This window comes from Bacillus sp. FJAT-25509 (assembly GCF_001420605.1).
Lineage (GTDB): Bacteria > Bacillota > Bacilli > Bacillales > Bacillaceae_G > Gottfriedia.
Genome location: NZ_LJIZ01000008.1, coordinates 148,943 through 163,515 on the forward strand (window position 1 = coordinate 148,943; position 14,573 = coordinate 163,515).

Annotated in this window: 8 protein-coding genes and 1 pseudogene; 4 read left to right on the plus strand and 5 right to left on the minus strand. The window is 33.7% G+C overall.

Annotated elements, in window-relative coordinates:
• Positions 1-117 precede the first annotated feature (117 nt).
• From AN960_RS05900 to AN960_RS05915, 5 genes and pseudogenes are all read right to left on the minus strand, one after another.
• A complete protein-coding gene (locus AN960_RS05900; RefSeq protein WP_056468217.1) occupies positions 118-1,308 on the minus strand; it encodes a MalY/PatB family protein in 1,191 nt (396 codons plus the stop codon).
• A 20-nt stretch (positions 1,309-1,328) separates the two neighbouring features.
• Positions 1,329-1,811: a glucose PTS transporter subunit EIIB gene (locus AN960_RS25000; RefSeq protein ID WP_353611574.1), complete on the minus strand. Its 483-nt coding sequence runs from the start codon at positions 1,809-1,811 to the stop codon at positions 1,329-1,331.
• 69 nt (positions 1,812-1,880) lie between these two features.
• A pseudogene (locus tag AN960_RS25005) lies at positions 1,881-2,889 on the minus strand (PTS transporter subunit EIIC); the annotation flags it as partial.
• A 190-nt stretch (positions 2,890-3,079) separates the two neighbouring features.
• A complete protein-coding gene (locus tag AN960_RS05910) occupies positions 3,080-3,850 on the minus strand; it encodes a MurR/RpiR family transcriptional regulator (RefSeq protein ID WP_056468219.1) in 771 nt (256 codons plus the stop codon).
• A 185-nt stretch (positions 3,851-4,035) separates the two neighbouring features.
• Complete coding sequence (locus AN960_RS05915) at positions 4,036-4,458, minus strand: VOC family protein (protein ID WP_056468222.1); 423 nt, start codon at positions 4,456-4,458, stop codon at positions 4,036-4,038.
• A gap of 879 nt (positions 4,459-5,337) precedes the next feature.
• Between AN960_RS05915 and AN960_RS05920 the strand changes: the two genes are divergently transcribed.
• The 4 genes from AN960_RS05920 to AN960_RS05940 all read left to right on the plus strand — a co-directional run bounded on the left by AN960_RS05920 (position 5,338) and on the right by AN960_RS05940 (position 14,551).
• The gene (locus tag AN960_RS05920) at positions 5,338-8,844 is read left to right on the plus strand and encodes a S8 family serine peptidase (RefSeq protein WP_056468226.1); all 3,507 of its coding nucleotides are present in this window, start codon (positions 5,338-5,340) and stop codon (positions 8,842-8,844) included.
• A 916-nt stretch (positions 8,845-9,760) separates the two neighbouring features.
• Entirely contained in the window at positions 9,761-10,159 is a 399-nt protein-coding gene (locus tag AN960_RS05925) for a hypothetical protein (RefSeq protein WP_056468228.1), read from the plus strand.
• 752 nt (positions 10,160-10,911) lie between these two features.
• Positions 10,912-11,766 carry a MurR/RpiR family transcriptional regulator gene (locus tag AN960_RS05935; RefSeq protein WP_056468231.1) on the plus strand — a complete coding sequence of 285 codons (855 nt, stop codon included), beginning with the start codon at positions 10,912-10,914 and terminating at the stop codon, positions 11,764-11,766.
• 406 nt (positions 11,767-12,172) lie between these two features.
• Complete coding sequence (locus AN960_RS05940) at positions 12,173-14,551, plus strand: immune inhibitor A domain-containing protein (RefSeq protein WP_056468234.1); 2,379 nt, start codon at positions 12,173-12,175, stop codon at positions 14,549-14,551.
• Positions 14,552-14,573 lie beyond the last annotated feature (22 nt).

Genomic DNA, 14,573 nt, shown 5'->3' on the forward strand with positions numbered 1-14,573 from the left:
AATTAATAACTACTTGTTTACAAATTTGAATAAGCAATTTTTAACTATTTTCTTCAAATGAATAAACCTCTAAAAGTAGTTTTTTGAACTTCTACTTTTAGAGGTTTATTAAATTAACTATTTCTTAGTTTCTAAGTAATCTATTGCATTTTTTAGCCGATTTAATCCCTCAATAATCTTAGACTTTGGACAGCCGATATTCATGCGGATAAATCCTTTTCCAGCCTCACCATATGTCTCTCCAGGCATGATGGCTACTTTCGCATGATGAACAAGTGCATGTTGCAACTGTTCGCTAGAAAAAGGCAGCCCTGTAATATCAATCCATGCAAGGTATGTTGATTCTGGCACTGTAAATTTAAGATTCGGAAGATGTTCGTTAATAAAATCTTCTACTGTTTTTAAATTATCATGAATATATTCGGTCAATTCATCAACCCACTCTTCACAAGTTTTGTAGGCTTCAATTGTCGCTAACGTCCCAAAAATACTTGCGGATGAAAGGCCATCTCGATTTTTCAATGATAGAAGAAAAGATTGTTTTATCGTTTCATTAGGTAAAATTATATATGATCCGCCTAGTCCGGGAGTGTTAAACGTTTTACTCGCGGAAGTGCATATACACACATTTTTCAAGTCACTGCTAGAGTTTATAATCGGACTATGGGAATAAGGATCATGTACAATATCCATATGAATTTCATCTGAAATAATAAATATATTATATTTATTACATAAGCCAACAATTATTTCGAGTTCATGCTTTGTCCAAACACGTCCTGTTGGATTATGCGGACTACATAGTAGAAGGACCTTGGCACGCTCGTGAGATAGTTTTTGTTCTAAATCTTCAAAGTTGATTCGGTACTTGCCATTTTCGTAGATTAATTGATTGTCAGAAATGAAACGATTGTTATCTTGAATGACTTTAAAGAAAGCATCATAAGCCGGAGTTTGGATAACGACGTGATCACCAACATTTGTCAAGTATTCGATTAGTTTTGAAATCGAATAAATGACACTTGGACTATAAACAATCCAATCTTCTTTTATTTCACAAGAGAATCGATTGCGAAACCAATCTATAATTGCTTCTTTAAATTCAGCATGATTCCATCGCGTATAGCCAAATATACCGTGTTTCATTCGCTTTTCTAACGTATGTACTATATCATCGGGACTTTGAAAGTCAGTATCTGAAATCGAGAATGGTAGTAGATCTGGCACTCCAAATCGATCTTCAATATAGTCCCACTGTGTACAATAAGTACCGGTCCGATCAACTATCTGATCAAATTTGTATTTCATTTCGTACAACCCCAATTTATTTAAGATGATAATTTTTCTAATTGTGTTTTAAGAATACCAACTTGTGGTCCAATAACAACTTGTAAATTGTGTTCGTCTAATTTCACGACACCAAGTGCGCCACAATCTTTTAAAACTTTTTCATTAACAATATTCATATTATCTACAACAAGTCTTAATCTTGTAATGCAGTTATCTAGTGATTGAATATTCTCTTTCCCACCTAAAGCAGTAAGAATTTTTAAAGCTTGAGTATTTGTACCTTTAACCACTGGTTCCTCACTTTGTTGATCCTCAGTTACTTCTTCTCTACCAGGAGTTTTTAAATTAAATTTTAAAATTGCATATCTGAAAACTGAATAGTATACGGCAAACCATATTGCTCCTACTACAGGTACGAGATACCATTTTGTTTTAACTCCTTGTAAAACACCAAAGATAATGAAGTCTAATATTCCACCGTCTGTGTTACCAATTGTTAAGTGTAATAAAGCCATTACCATAAAACCTAGTCCCGTTAAAATAACGTGGATGAAATATAGAGGTGGAGAAATGAACAAGAATAAGAATTCGATCGGTTCAGTGATACCGGTTACAAAAGTTGCAATAACACCAGAGATTAATAGTCCTTTAATTTTATTGCGATTTTCTGGACGGGCAGTCATAAATTGCAAGTGCTACTGCAGGTAAACCAAACATGAATGTTGGCATTTTTCCTTGAGATAAGAAAGCTGTCGCTGATGGACTGATCGGAGCACCGGCTTTTAATTGTGCATAGAAAATATTTAGAGCTCCTGAAACCGTTTGACCGTTAACGACTTCAGTACCACCGGCTTCTGTGAATCTAATCATTGCAACTAAAATATGGTGAAGACCAAATGGTAGTAGTAAACGCTCACCGGCACCGAATAAAAATGGTCCGAAAACGCCAGATTTTTGAATTATACTTCCGATTCCTGTAATCGCAATTGCAAAAACTGGCCAGATCATCGGAATAATGATCCCAACTACTGATAATGCAAGTGTCGTTATGATTGGAACAAAGCGAGCACCACCAAAAAATGCAAATGCATCTGGAAGTTTAATACTATAAAAGCGGTTGTGTAATAAATAGACAATTATACCGGCGATGATTCCGCCTAATACGCCCATTTCAATTGTTTGAATGCCCATAACCATACCTTGACCGGCTTGACGCATTTTATCTGCCGCTACTAATTGATTTGTTTCTGTTAAATAAAAATTAATTGATAAGTGCATGATGACGTAACCAACAAATCCCGAGAAAGCAGCGACACCTTTTTCATATCGTACAAGTCCAAACGGAATTGCCATTGCAAATAAAACGGGTAAGTATGAAAATGCAAATCCACCAATAGTGGACATAAAGCTAAAAAATACTTGGAGTACAGAATTTCCTAAAAATGGGAATGTCTCGATTGTTGTTGGACTAGTAAATGAGCTTCCGATTCCTAATATAAGCCCCATAAAAGCTAGTAATGCTACGGGCACCATAAAGGTCTTACCTAGCCCTTGAAAAAATTCCCAAAATTGTGATTTAACGGACTTCTTCTTTGCCATGCTTTTAGCTCCTTCGTTTTTTATTATGTCTTAAGAATACTCACGGCAAAATCGTTTAACAACCGTTTGAGGCGTTTATGTAAGCGTGTACATTTTTTGTATATTGCTTACTTTAAATAGATTAATAAATTCATAAATAAAAAGAGTCAGTGGTGGTCTAGTAATAGACTACTTCTGTCTCTTTAATGTACTAACATATTTTCATTTCGTTTAAATAAGCAATAATAATAAAATCTAATACCATACTTAACGGAAACCTTGAAGTCATATCAAGCTCACCAAAGTACGTGTTTGTAATATAAGCTTGAAGAGATAAATTTACTTCTTTTTGTAAACGATTCGAGTGGTTTCCAGTTATGGCAATCGTTTTAACGTTCCTATTCTTTAAAATATGGGCAAATTCTAACATATGTAGAGTCTCCCCACTATATGAAACTAGTATGGCCAAATCATTTTCTGTTAAACTATTTGCTGCACTACGTAGCTCGTCCCAATCAGTTCGCGCATTACATAACTTACCTGCAAACATGAGTTTTCTAGAAGTGTCGACACAAGCGGGAAGTGAATTACCAACTCCGAATATTTCAACATGTGTACTTTCGTTTAGATATTTAGCAGCTAGCTTAATCTTTTCTTCATCAATATATTCCAATGTTTTTTCCATTTCTTCTTTCATTCTCTCAATATGAGTATTAAGTAGATAGGAAGTAGAAGAAACTGGACTTTGAATCTTATTTGTTTCCATTGAAAGAGTATATTTTAAATCTTGAAACCCACGAAAGCCTAATTGCTGGCATGTTCTACTAATTGTTGCTGTAGATACATAAAGCTCTTTTGATAATTCATCAAGATTCACCTTCGTAATATAATCCGTATTTTGTAAAATATAATCCAATACTTGTTTTTCTAGCTGGCTAAGTTTTTCTCTATTTTGTGATAACCGTTTTAATAGTATTTGCATAAAATTCCACCTACTTTTAGAGAACTAGAATTATACCTTATTATATAGTAAATATTCTGATTGAAAAGAAATATAGAATGAGGAGAAAGATGAGAGTTACCTTAAATGAGGAAATGTAGTAGTGATCTGTAAAAAAGGAAATGAACCCTATTAATGAAGGATTCATTTCCCTTTTTATTTATAAATTAAAATTCACCAGTACCGTGATTAAACATCCAATGAATGCCGAACTTATCTGTTAGGCTACCATAAGCTTTACTCCAAAAAGTTTCTTGAAGTTCCATTTCTACTTTACCGCCATCACTTAATTTAGAAAAGACAGTTCTAAGTTCTTCTAAGTCCTCACTTAAAAAAGATAAAGAAATATTATTGCCTTGGTTAAAAGGGAAATTAGGGAAAGTATCAGAGAACATAACGTTGCTACCGCTAATGTTCAGTCTAGTATGCATAACTAAATTTTTCGCTTCTTCAGGTAGTGGGTATTCTGGATTTGGGGGTGCTTCACCGAAAGTCATAATTTTTGGTGTTTCAGTGTTAAATACAGACGCATAGAATTCAACTGCTTCACGTGTATTACCATTAAAATTTAAATAAACATCGATTGGCATTTTTTTCACTCCTAATGTTATGTATTCAAGACTTTTAAAAGCCTACTAATCCATTCTATCCAAAAAAAGGTAATTTAACAAACTAATATTTGTTAATTGTATGAAAAATTCTGACTTTATTATGAAATGGGAAGAAATAATAGTGGAGTTTTAATTAAGAAGGGAAATTGTATTAATCTCATGGGGGGCTTAAAAAAGGCAAATCGCAGTGAAAATTGATGTATCGCAATTAAATCGTGGAATAGCAATTAAATTTATGGAATGACAATTAAAAACGGGAAACGGCAATTAAATTCTTATAATCGCAATTAAAAACGGGAAACAGCAATTAAAATAGCAGAACCAACTTCCTTCTTAAACTTAAAAACAATTTTTTCAAAAAAATGCTCCATTTTAGATCAACTCACCAACCTTACCATTGTTCAGGTGAAAAATAAGTAGAAACTTGTCGTAAATGTAGTGAAGACAGATTATTCTGACTTCTATTAATACAGTATTTTTACCTATTTAAAAAATAATAGACGTCGGTTGAAAATGTCTAAATGCTTCTTTTGTCTAATACAGACTAACTTAACCCCAAAATGTCTCAACCTAATTATTGCAATTTTCCCGAGTTAATAAACTTTTTTCGAACATCCTCGACTGAATATGTCAAAATCCACTTTTTTTCTACTTGAACTCTTTCAGTTCTCTCCAAATTGAATATGCCAAAAGTCTGATTGAATAACCCAATATGATTATAGGGATAACGTAATTAAAATTAATATAGTATCAAGTTTCTTAATAAAGCATTAGCAATTATTTAAATCAGTTTGGCTTGAATCTATTTTTATTTTAATAGATTAAGAACATTAAAGTTTACTGTAGAGGAGATTAGAGATGAAAAAGAGAAAAAGCTTTCCTTACAAAGTCCTTGCAACGACAACTTTAGCTTCAATGTTATTTACATCAACTGGATTTGCTGAAGGAACAAATGAAAATCAGGTGCCAGCTCCAAGTTTAGATGAGATTGCAAAGCAGGGTCAAAAGATTTTTGCTGAAGAAAAAAAACAAACTGGGGAAAAAGCTGTAGACCCATTTGGCTATAAAGATTTAAATGATGCTCATGCTTATAAACCAAATGAAAAAGTACGTGTAATCGTTGAGGTAGAGCAACCAACAACTTCTGATGATTCTACTCAAACTAAAAAAGCACGTTTTAAAGAAAAGCAAGATCAAGTCATCTCAAAGATTTCAAAAACAAGATCTGTACCAAAAATAAATCAACGCTTTTATGAAGGCTTTAATGGTTTTAGTTTAGAGACAGAATATCGTAACTTAAAAGAAATTCAACAAACAGAAGGCGTAACGAATGTACATATTGCAAGAAAGTTCCAACCAACAATGGGAGCAAGTAAAGAATTAGTACAAGCTCAAAAAGTATGGGAAAGTTACGGATATCAGGGTGAAGGATTGTTAGTAGGCGTAGTCGATACAGGTATTGACTATACGCATAAAGACATGACAATCACTGAAAAAGGAAAAGCAAAAGAAAAATGGAATCAAGAAAACATTAAAAGTAAACTTGCTGAAACAAGTGTAGGAGACGTTTGGTATAGTGACAAAGTTCCAACTGGATATGACTGGGCGGATCATGATACAGATGTCATTCCACATGGAGCAGGAAATGAGCACGGTATGCACGTAGCTGGTACAGTTGGTGCAAACGGTGATGATTCAAATGATGGGGTTGCAGGTATTGCTCCAGGTGTACAATTACTAGCAGAAAAAGTATTCTCTGATACAGCAAATGGTGCATATGAAGATGACATCATTGCAGGGATTGAGCATGCGGTAACAATGGGAGCAGATGTCATTAATATGAGTTTAGGAACTGATTCAGGATTTGTTAGTGAAGTGGATGATCCGATTCAAAAGGTGATCCGTGAAGCGACTGAGCAAGGTACGCTTGTCGTTGTAGCAGGTGGAAACTCTGCTTATAGTACGCAAAATAATTTGCTGCAATCTTCTTTAAAACCATATGCTGAAAATCCGGATATTGGTACAGTTGGGGAACCAGGTGTAAGTCCTTTTGCGATATCTGTGGCTTCATATGAAAATTCAAATATACATATGAATACGCTAAAAGAGGAAAATGGAATACAGCTTCCATACCAAGACCAATCACAATATAACTTTAATCTATCAAAAGTATTATCACCATTAGAATCATATGAAATGGTATATGTTGGAGAAGGTAAAACTGCCGACTTTAAAAATCTTCCAGACTTAACAGGAAAGATCGTTGTAGCAAAACCAAATGTAAAGTATGCTACTTACAATTATATTCAATCTGAAGCGAAGAAAAAGAACGCAAAAGCAATCATTCTTGTTCCAGCTAATTCAGATGTTGACTATCCATTAGTATATTGGAGTCCTTATTTTAATGTAGAAGCAGCTACAACAAGTAAAGCGATTGGCAATGCATTAATTTCTAAGTTACAAAGTGGTTATGTTGTAAAAATGAAACCATCTAAAGGGGTATATGTTGATAATCCAGATCAGAATACGATGTCATATTTTTCTTCATATGGAGCTCCACATACATTAGACTTTAAACCAGAAATATCTGCACCAGGAGGAAATATTTACTCAACTGTACCAGGTAATGGCTATGAGGTTATGAGCGGTACATCAATGGCATCACCACATGTTGCTGGTGGTTCAGCATTAGTTTTACAATCACTTTATGAAAAAGGATTAAAACATTCAGAGAGTACAGCGTTAAAAGCGAAAATTGCTTTAATGAACACTTCTAAATTAGTACAAGATCCTAGTACGAATAATGAAGTACCGTATTCTCCACGTATTCAAGGATCTGGTTTAATGCAAATTCAAAATGCAATTAAAACGCCTGTACTTGTGACAAGAGAGAAAACTCCGCTTGAACAAGCTGGAGCAGTTGCACTAAAAGAAGTTAATAATAATATTCACTTCAAATTAAATGCAGAAGCTCTTCAAAATCTGAATGTAAAAGATTTAGAGTATCAAGTGTATGTAGATGTATATACAGATGGTAGAGAAACAAAAGAATTTGACTTAGACAATGATGGGAAATTAGATTCAAAAGAATATTTAACATTAAAAAGTGAGCGTATCCAAGGGGCTACGGCAACTGTAAACGGTGAAAAAGTAACAAGCACAGAAGGAAAGACATTAAAAATTAAACCGGGACAAGAAAAAAATCTTGATGTTCAGATTCAACTTCCATCAAGCTTAAAAGATGGTTCATTTGTTGAGGGATATGTACGTCTAGTTCCTTCAGGAAGAAATAGCGATTCAGCAGTACCGTTATCAGTTCCTTACATGGGGTATTATGGCAAATGGGATCAACCAAAAAACATTGATCCAGCAGCATATGAGAAAGATGCATTCTTAGGTTATACTACACTTTGGAATGATGAAATAGGAGCAGAAGGGGTATTCCCATTAGGATATGATCCAAGAACAGGAAGTTTTAATATGGATCGAATTGTAATGTCACCTAATACTCCATTGAAAGAAGTATACCCATCATTTACAGTGCTTCGTAACTTAGCTAAAACAGAAATGTACGTAGAAAATGATAAAGGTGAATTACTCCAATATTTAGGTGATTTTAGTGAATATACTGGTAAGCCATGGAAATTCCGTAAAAACATTATGTCTTACAGAGACTATTTGAATACTGGATATGGTTGGGATTTAAAAGATCAAAATGGACAAGTTGTGAAGGATGGCGTTTATAACTATGTAATCAAAACAACGCTTGATTATAAAGGTGCGAAGCCACAAATTGTAAAACTTCCATTGCATGTTGACTCAATTGCTCCAGTTGTTACGGATATAAAAGTAACACCTAAAGATGGCCAATACGAAATCTCGTTCAAAGCGGATGATGTTGGAAGTGGTTATATTGGTGCGGTCATTTGGTATAACGGTAAGTATAAGTCATTACCTGAAGGTGCAACATCTACTCTAGTAAAAGAAGAGCCAAAGAGTGTCGTAGTATTAGGAGTAGACTATGCTCTAAACCAAAGTTATACAGTTTGGGGGGATCCTACTTATATTAATGAAGGAATGCTTGTTAGCTACTTCAGTGTATATCCAAATAAAAATGTAAATAGTAAAACGCCAGCAGGAATCAATGGATTTGCAAATAATAATGTAAATTGGAAAATTTATATTAAAGATGCTAACGGAAATGTAATTGATTCACTAGATGTACAAAACAAAAATGAAATTCACTTGAATTGGACCCCAGAAGCAACTGTTCCAAATGGTACGTATACAATATCGGCGGATGTATCTAGTAAAGATGGATTTAAAGTATCAGTAAGTCCACAAACAATTACTGTACAACAATAAATAATCAAAAAGTAAAAGTGTAGGGAATATATTTTCCTACACTTTTCAGAGTGTTGAAAAATAACTTAGTCAATAGAACTAAGCATATTATTTTAGAAAAAATACCCTTTGTCGGAAAATTATTATAAAGGGGGTTTTTATGTACTACTACCAAGAGAACTTAGACCTCGCAAAAAATCGTAAATTTTATGAGAATATGATTGATGTGGAATAACACATTGAACGTGAAGAATGGATTAAAGAGGTCGTTATTGAGGAAGATCTTAAGAATTTAGAAAAAAGTAAAATTTATCATTTATCAAAAAAAGGGATTGCTATGTTTCCATTAAAAAATTATTAGGATTCATTTATAGAAAAAGAAATAGTTGGTACGCAGAAAGAAGTTGTGTTAAACGGTTAGGAAATTTTCTCACTGCCCTGTAATTAGCAAAAAAAGTAACGAATCCATTCACGTGAGATTTTTTTCTTGAAAGCTAGAAGGCACTGAAATGGTTCCCAATGCTGATCGGTGGATAGTAACGATCGCTTTAAAATTAAAAGGTGTCCATGTTATCGATTGAGCTATTTCAGTTCCAAAATAGATGAGATTTCAATAGTTCCCTAATTTGTAACAATTATTGGAAAAATTTCTCTGTTTTTATGTTAGTTTTGACATAGAAAGTGAGGAGATTTTTATATAAAAAAAATTTTATATTCTATTTTATCAGTACTGCTGGTTTTTAGTTTCATTTCTCGGGTATCTGCAGAAGAAACAGACACCACTACTCAAAATCAAGGTATTAATGAACAAAAAGAAAATATTAAAAGTACTTTTTTAAACTTAACTGAAGAACAGAAAATAGAAAGATTTTCAAAAATTGATAAAGAATATGATATCGGAGAACCTTTTGATTTAGAAGATCAAGTTTTTATTGAAATGTATGCGGAAAAACAAGGAGTACAAAAAATAACACCTTATGCTTCTTTTCCAGCAAGTAAATCTAAAACTGTAAACGGTGTTACGGTAAAAGTTAGTGGTAATGTATCTCAAGATATTAATAATTTTATAAATCAAAGTTTTGGAGCAAACGTAAAAACACAAACAACAGCAGGAGCAACTAAAGTAAATTCTATTAAAACAGTTGTGTATCATAATGCTTATGGCATTGTAGGTAGTAAAGGCGTTGGCAAGGTGTATGACGGGACTCTTTCAACAAGTGGGAAAAATACTACTTTGAATGCTACAAAAAAATATACGGCTGTTGTAGTTTACGCAAGCACATGGTGTGAAGTAACAGTAAATCATACAGCTGGGACTTTTACTGTAAATCCTTAGGAGGGTTAATTGATGGGAAGTAGTTTTGGAGTACCTGGAACAATTATTACTATTTTATTTATTGTAGTACTATATTTTTTAATTAAAAATATAGGAAAAAAAAGAAAGATTGACTAAAAGGTTATAAATAAAGAAAAACACATGATTTCTCTCAGAGATTGATATTATCCCCTTTAGGTAGACATTCGAAAAAAACTCCATGGTAACATGGAGAAATGAATGTGACTTAGAGGGGATTTTTATATGGCTAAAAAGGGTCAACAGTTTAAAAGTTATACAGAAGAATTTAAATTAAATGCAGTGATGAGTGATGTTTGCCAAAGTTAACGGGTGTTAGCGGAAGAACTAGGAATTCGACATTGCACTCAACTTAAAGTTTGGATGAAGAAGTGGAAATATGGCGAACCATTTGATGTACGAGGTAGTGCTACAAATCCACTTAAAGGTAGACCAACAAAATTTAAATCAGGAGAAGAAGATAGATACTACTTAAAAGCACAGGTAGAGTACCTAAAAAAGCGGTATCCAAATCTGATAAAGGATGATCTTCCCGAACAAATAAATTATAAAATCACTCTGAAAAGTGTAGGGAATATATTTTCCTACACTTTTTATATTTACCAAGATATTAAATGTAGAAAGAACTAAAAAAACAACTTTAATTTGGTTATTAATATGATTTTCTAAACATTTGGTTCATAATAGAGAATATTAGTAATTTGTATGTTTTTTAGCAGAAAGGTGTTTAGTAAATGAAACATTTAACAATCTTATCAAAAATTGAAAATTATATGGATCGATTTACGCAAGCCGAAAAGAAAATCGCTGTTTATATAATGGATCATGCTGAAATTGTCCCTAACTTAACGACTAAAGATATTTCTAACAATACTGGAGCTAGTGAAGCAAGTGTTGTTAGATTTTGTAAAACAATAGGAATCGGTAGTTTTAAAGCCTTTAAAATAGCATTAGTGCGAGATTTGACTGTAGCAGAAATGAATATTAATGATTTTTCTGTAATGGATAAAAAGGACACACCGTATGATTTATTTAATAAAGTAACGTATGTAAATAAAGCCGCTATTGAAGCTACGGTATCAACTTTAGATAAAAGAGAATTAGAAAAAGCAACTGATGAAATTGTAAAAGCTAAGAAGATTATATTTTATGGAGTAGGCGGTTCAGCTGTGTCAGCTATGGACGGAGCCTATAAATTTGGGAAAATTGGCTACCATGCCATTATGTCTCCTGACTTCCATATGGTCATCACTTTAGTAGGGCATATGGAAGAAGGCGATATTTTTGTTGCCGTTTCTAATTCAGGGAAAACAAAGGATGTATTAGAGCTTGCTCGTTTTGCTAAGAAAAAGGGAGCAACGATCATTGCGATTACTAAGCTTGGCAAGTCTCCATTATTTAAAGAAGCCGATATCAAGCTTTGTACACCGGATATGGAACAAGATATAAGAATTGGAAGTATAGCTTCTAAAATGGCACAACAAAATATAATCGATTCTTTATATGTCATATGCTTTAACCGAATCGGTAACAAAGTATCTAGTAGGCTTCAGGAGTATAGTGAAGAAGCGGGTAAATTAAGAAGATAAGCAAAATTTAATGAGGAAGATGAGCAAAAGTAAATTTTTGACTTATCTTCTTTTTTCTTAAGTGAAAAAGGAAGAAAATGTCAAAAAATGAAGCGGGGAGTTTAATAATTAGTTACAATTACATGGTTTACAATTTAAATTTAAATTTTAATGAAATTTTAATAATGCTAAAGTGCTAATTTTAAAAACTAGATTGAAAGAAAAAAATAAGACTAAAGACAGGATTCGCCAAAAAGCAAGTTAAAAAAACTGACGAATTTCGTCACGTTTTTATGTAGTAATGTAAATTTTTTGTAAAAATATTGTGAAAATTGTTAGTATTTGATGAAAAAAACCCTCTGTAATCATAAGAATTTTTAGAATATTATTAAAATGTACTTTGAAAATTATTAAAGGGGGATTTATTTTGAACAAGTTTGTTGTAACTAGTTTTGCATCAGTAATGGTTGCCGGAACTTTATTTTCTGGAATTCCATTAAAAACAGCATCATCTGAAAGCTTAAGTAAAGTACATAGTGCATTAGCTAAGCATTCAAAAAGTACTTTAGATTTATCATTAGTTAATGACGAAAAGTTATTAGAGGCATTAGTTAAACGCGGAGTCATTTCTGCAACTGCTTCTAAAGCTGAGAAACAAGCTGCGTTACAAAATTATTTAGAGGTTAAAGGCCAAGCGGATCTAGTAGCTGATAAAGATCCAATTGCTAGTAAAGTAAAGAAAGCGGAAGCTACTAAACATAGTGAATTTAAAGATTTTAATAATGGCCTATTACACGGAAACGGTAAGAAAAATGGTCAATTAAAAGGTACTCCGGATCCAGTTAAAGAATCAGCTTCTCCTGGTATTCAAAAGAAGGGGAAACTTTTAACGTTAATGGTAGAGTTTTCTGACCTTCCTCATAACAGTATTAAGAAGAATGAAACAGACAACTGGTACCCAGATTTTACTCAACAACACTATGAAGATATGATTTTTGGTAAAAATGGTGTGAAAGGTCCAAACGGAGAAACTTTCCTTTCACAAAAACAATATTATGAACAACAATCTGGTGGAACATATACAGTTGATGGTAAAGCATATGGATGGTTAAAAGTACCAGGAACTGCAGCATTTTATGGTCAAGATTCTAAGACTGGACATGATAATGTATCACCAGGTGGATCAAAACAATTAGTAATTGATGCTTATGCTGCTGCAAAAGCTGCAGGAGTTCCTTTACAAGATTACGATTTAGAAGATCCACATGATTTAGATGGAGACGGTAACTACTGGGAGCCAGATGGTTTAGTTGATCACCTACAAATCATCCACTCAGGTATGGGACAAGAAGCTGGCGGTGGAGCACAAGGAGACAACGCAATTTGGTCTCACCGTTCTGCTAAATTAGTTGATCCAGATGGACTTGGTAAAGGGTTACCTGGATTCTATGACTATACAATGATGCCAGAAGACGGTGCAACTGGTGTATTTGCACACGAATATGGTCATGATTTAGGATTACCAGATGAGTACGATACTATCTACTCAGGTGCTGGGGAAGCTGTTGAATATTGGTCAATCATGTCAGCAGGTTCATGGGCTGGAACAGTTCCTGGAACAGAGCCAACTGGTTTCTCTCCATGGGCAAAATCATATTTCCAAACAACTTTAGGTGGAAAATGGACTAACCCAACTGTAGTAAATTGGGAAGATGTATCGACAAAAGGTACTCAATTCTTATTAGATCAAGCAAATTCACCACTTGGACAAAACAACCAAGCTATTCAAGTGAATTTACCGAAAAAAGTTTTACCAGTCAATAAACCAGCTGCTGGCACTTATGAATATTGGGGTGGACAAGCAGACGAAATGGATAACAGCATGGTTACTTCTGTAGATTTAACTGGTAAATCTTCAGCAACATTAACTTTTGATGCTTGGTACGATATGGAAGAACAATGGGATTTCGCATTTGTTCAAGTTTCAACTGATAATGGTGCAACTTGGAAATCATTAGGTAACAGCCACACTAGAAGTGATGTTGTAGCTGAAGGATATCCAACAATCTTAAATTCAATGCCTGGTTTCACTGGGAAATCAAATGGGTGGGAAGCACAAAGCTTTGATTTATCAGCATATAAAGGTCAAAAAATTCAACTTCGCTTACGTTCTGCAACTGACTGGGGTACTTCAAACATTGGATTCTTTGCTGATAATATTAAAGTAGTAGCAGACGGTGCAACAATTGTTGATGATGGTGCTGAAAATGCAACTTCTCCATTCACATTAAAAGGATTTTCAAAATTCGATGGAAACAAATATGCAAATCATTACTACTTATTAGAATGGCGTAACCATAAAGGTGCTGACGAAGGTTTAGCTCATATTAAACGTGGAAACTCTCTATTAAGCTATGATGGTGGTTTAGTAGTATGGTATGTTGATGATAGCTTTACAGAAAACTGGACAGGTATCCACCCAGGTGATGGTTTCTTAGGTGTTGTTGACGCTCACGATGATACTAATTTATTATGGAACTATGGCGCTGAAGCAAGTTCTCGTTTCCATGTTGCGGATGCAGCATTCGGATTAAATCCGACATCAGGTTATGACATTTCTTATGCAACAGGAGAAGCATTTAAATCTCCAAGTCAAGAAGGTATCTCTTTATTTAATGATAGCAAAGACTACAATAATGAATTCTTACCAGATGCTGGTCGTAACATCGGACACTACGGATTAAAAGTACGTGTTAATGGTCAATCTACTGATAAATCAGTTGGATCAATTGTAGTTTATAAATAATAATGACGAGAAAGGTAACTTA

Bases quoted from the DNA above. Each gene is read 5' to 3' on its own strand.
- AN960_RS05900 (WP_056468217.1), bottom strand. From the start codon at position 1,308: ATGAAATACAAATTTGATCAGATAGTTGATCGGACCGGTACTTATTGT.
- AN960_RS25000 (WP_353611574.1), bottom strand. From the start codon at position 1,811: ATGGTAATGGCTTTATTACACTTAACAATTGGTAACACAGACGGTGGA.
- AN960_RS05910 (WP_056468219.1), bottom strand. From the start codon at position 3,850: ATGCAAATACTATTAAAACGGTTATCACAAAATAGAGAAAAACTTAGC.
- AN960_RS05915 (WP_056468222.1), bottom strand. From the start codon at position 4,458: ATGCCAATCGATGTTTATTTAAATTTTAATGGTAATACACGTGAAGCA.
- AN960_RS05920 (WP_056468226.1), top strand. From the start codon at position 5,338: ATGAAAAAGAGAAAAAGCTTTCCTTACAAAGTCCTTGCAACGACAACT.
- AN960_RS05925 (WP_056468228.1), top strand. From the start codon at position 9,761: ATGTATGCGGAAAAACAAGGAGTACAAAAAATAACACCTTATGCTTCT.
- AN960_RS05935 (WP_056468231.1), top strand. From the start codon at position 10,912: ATGAAACATTTAACAATCTTATCAAAAATTGAAAATTATATGGATCGA.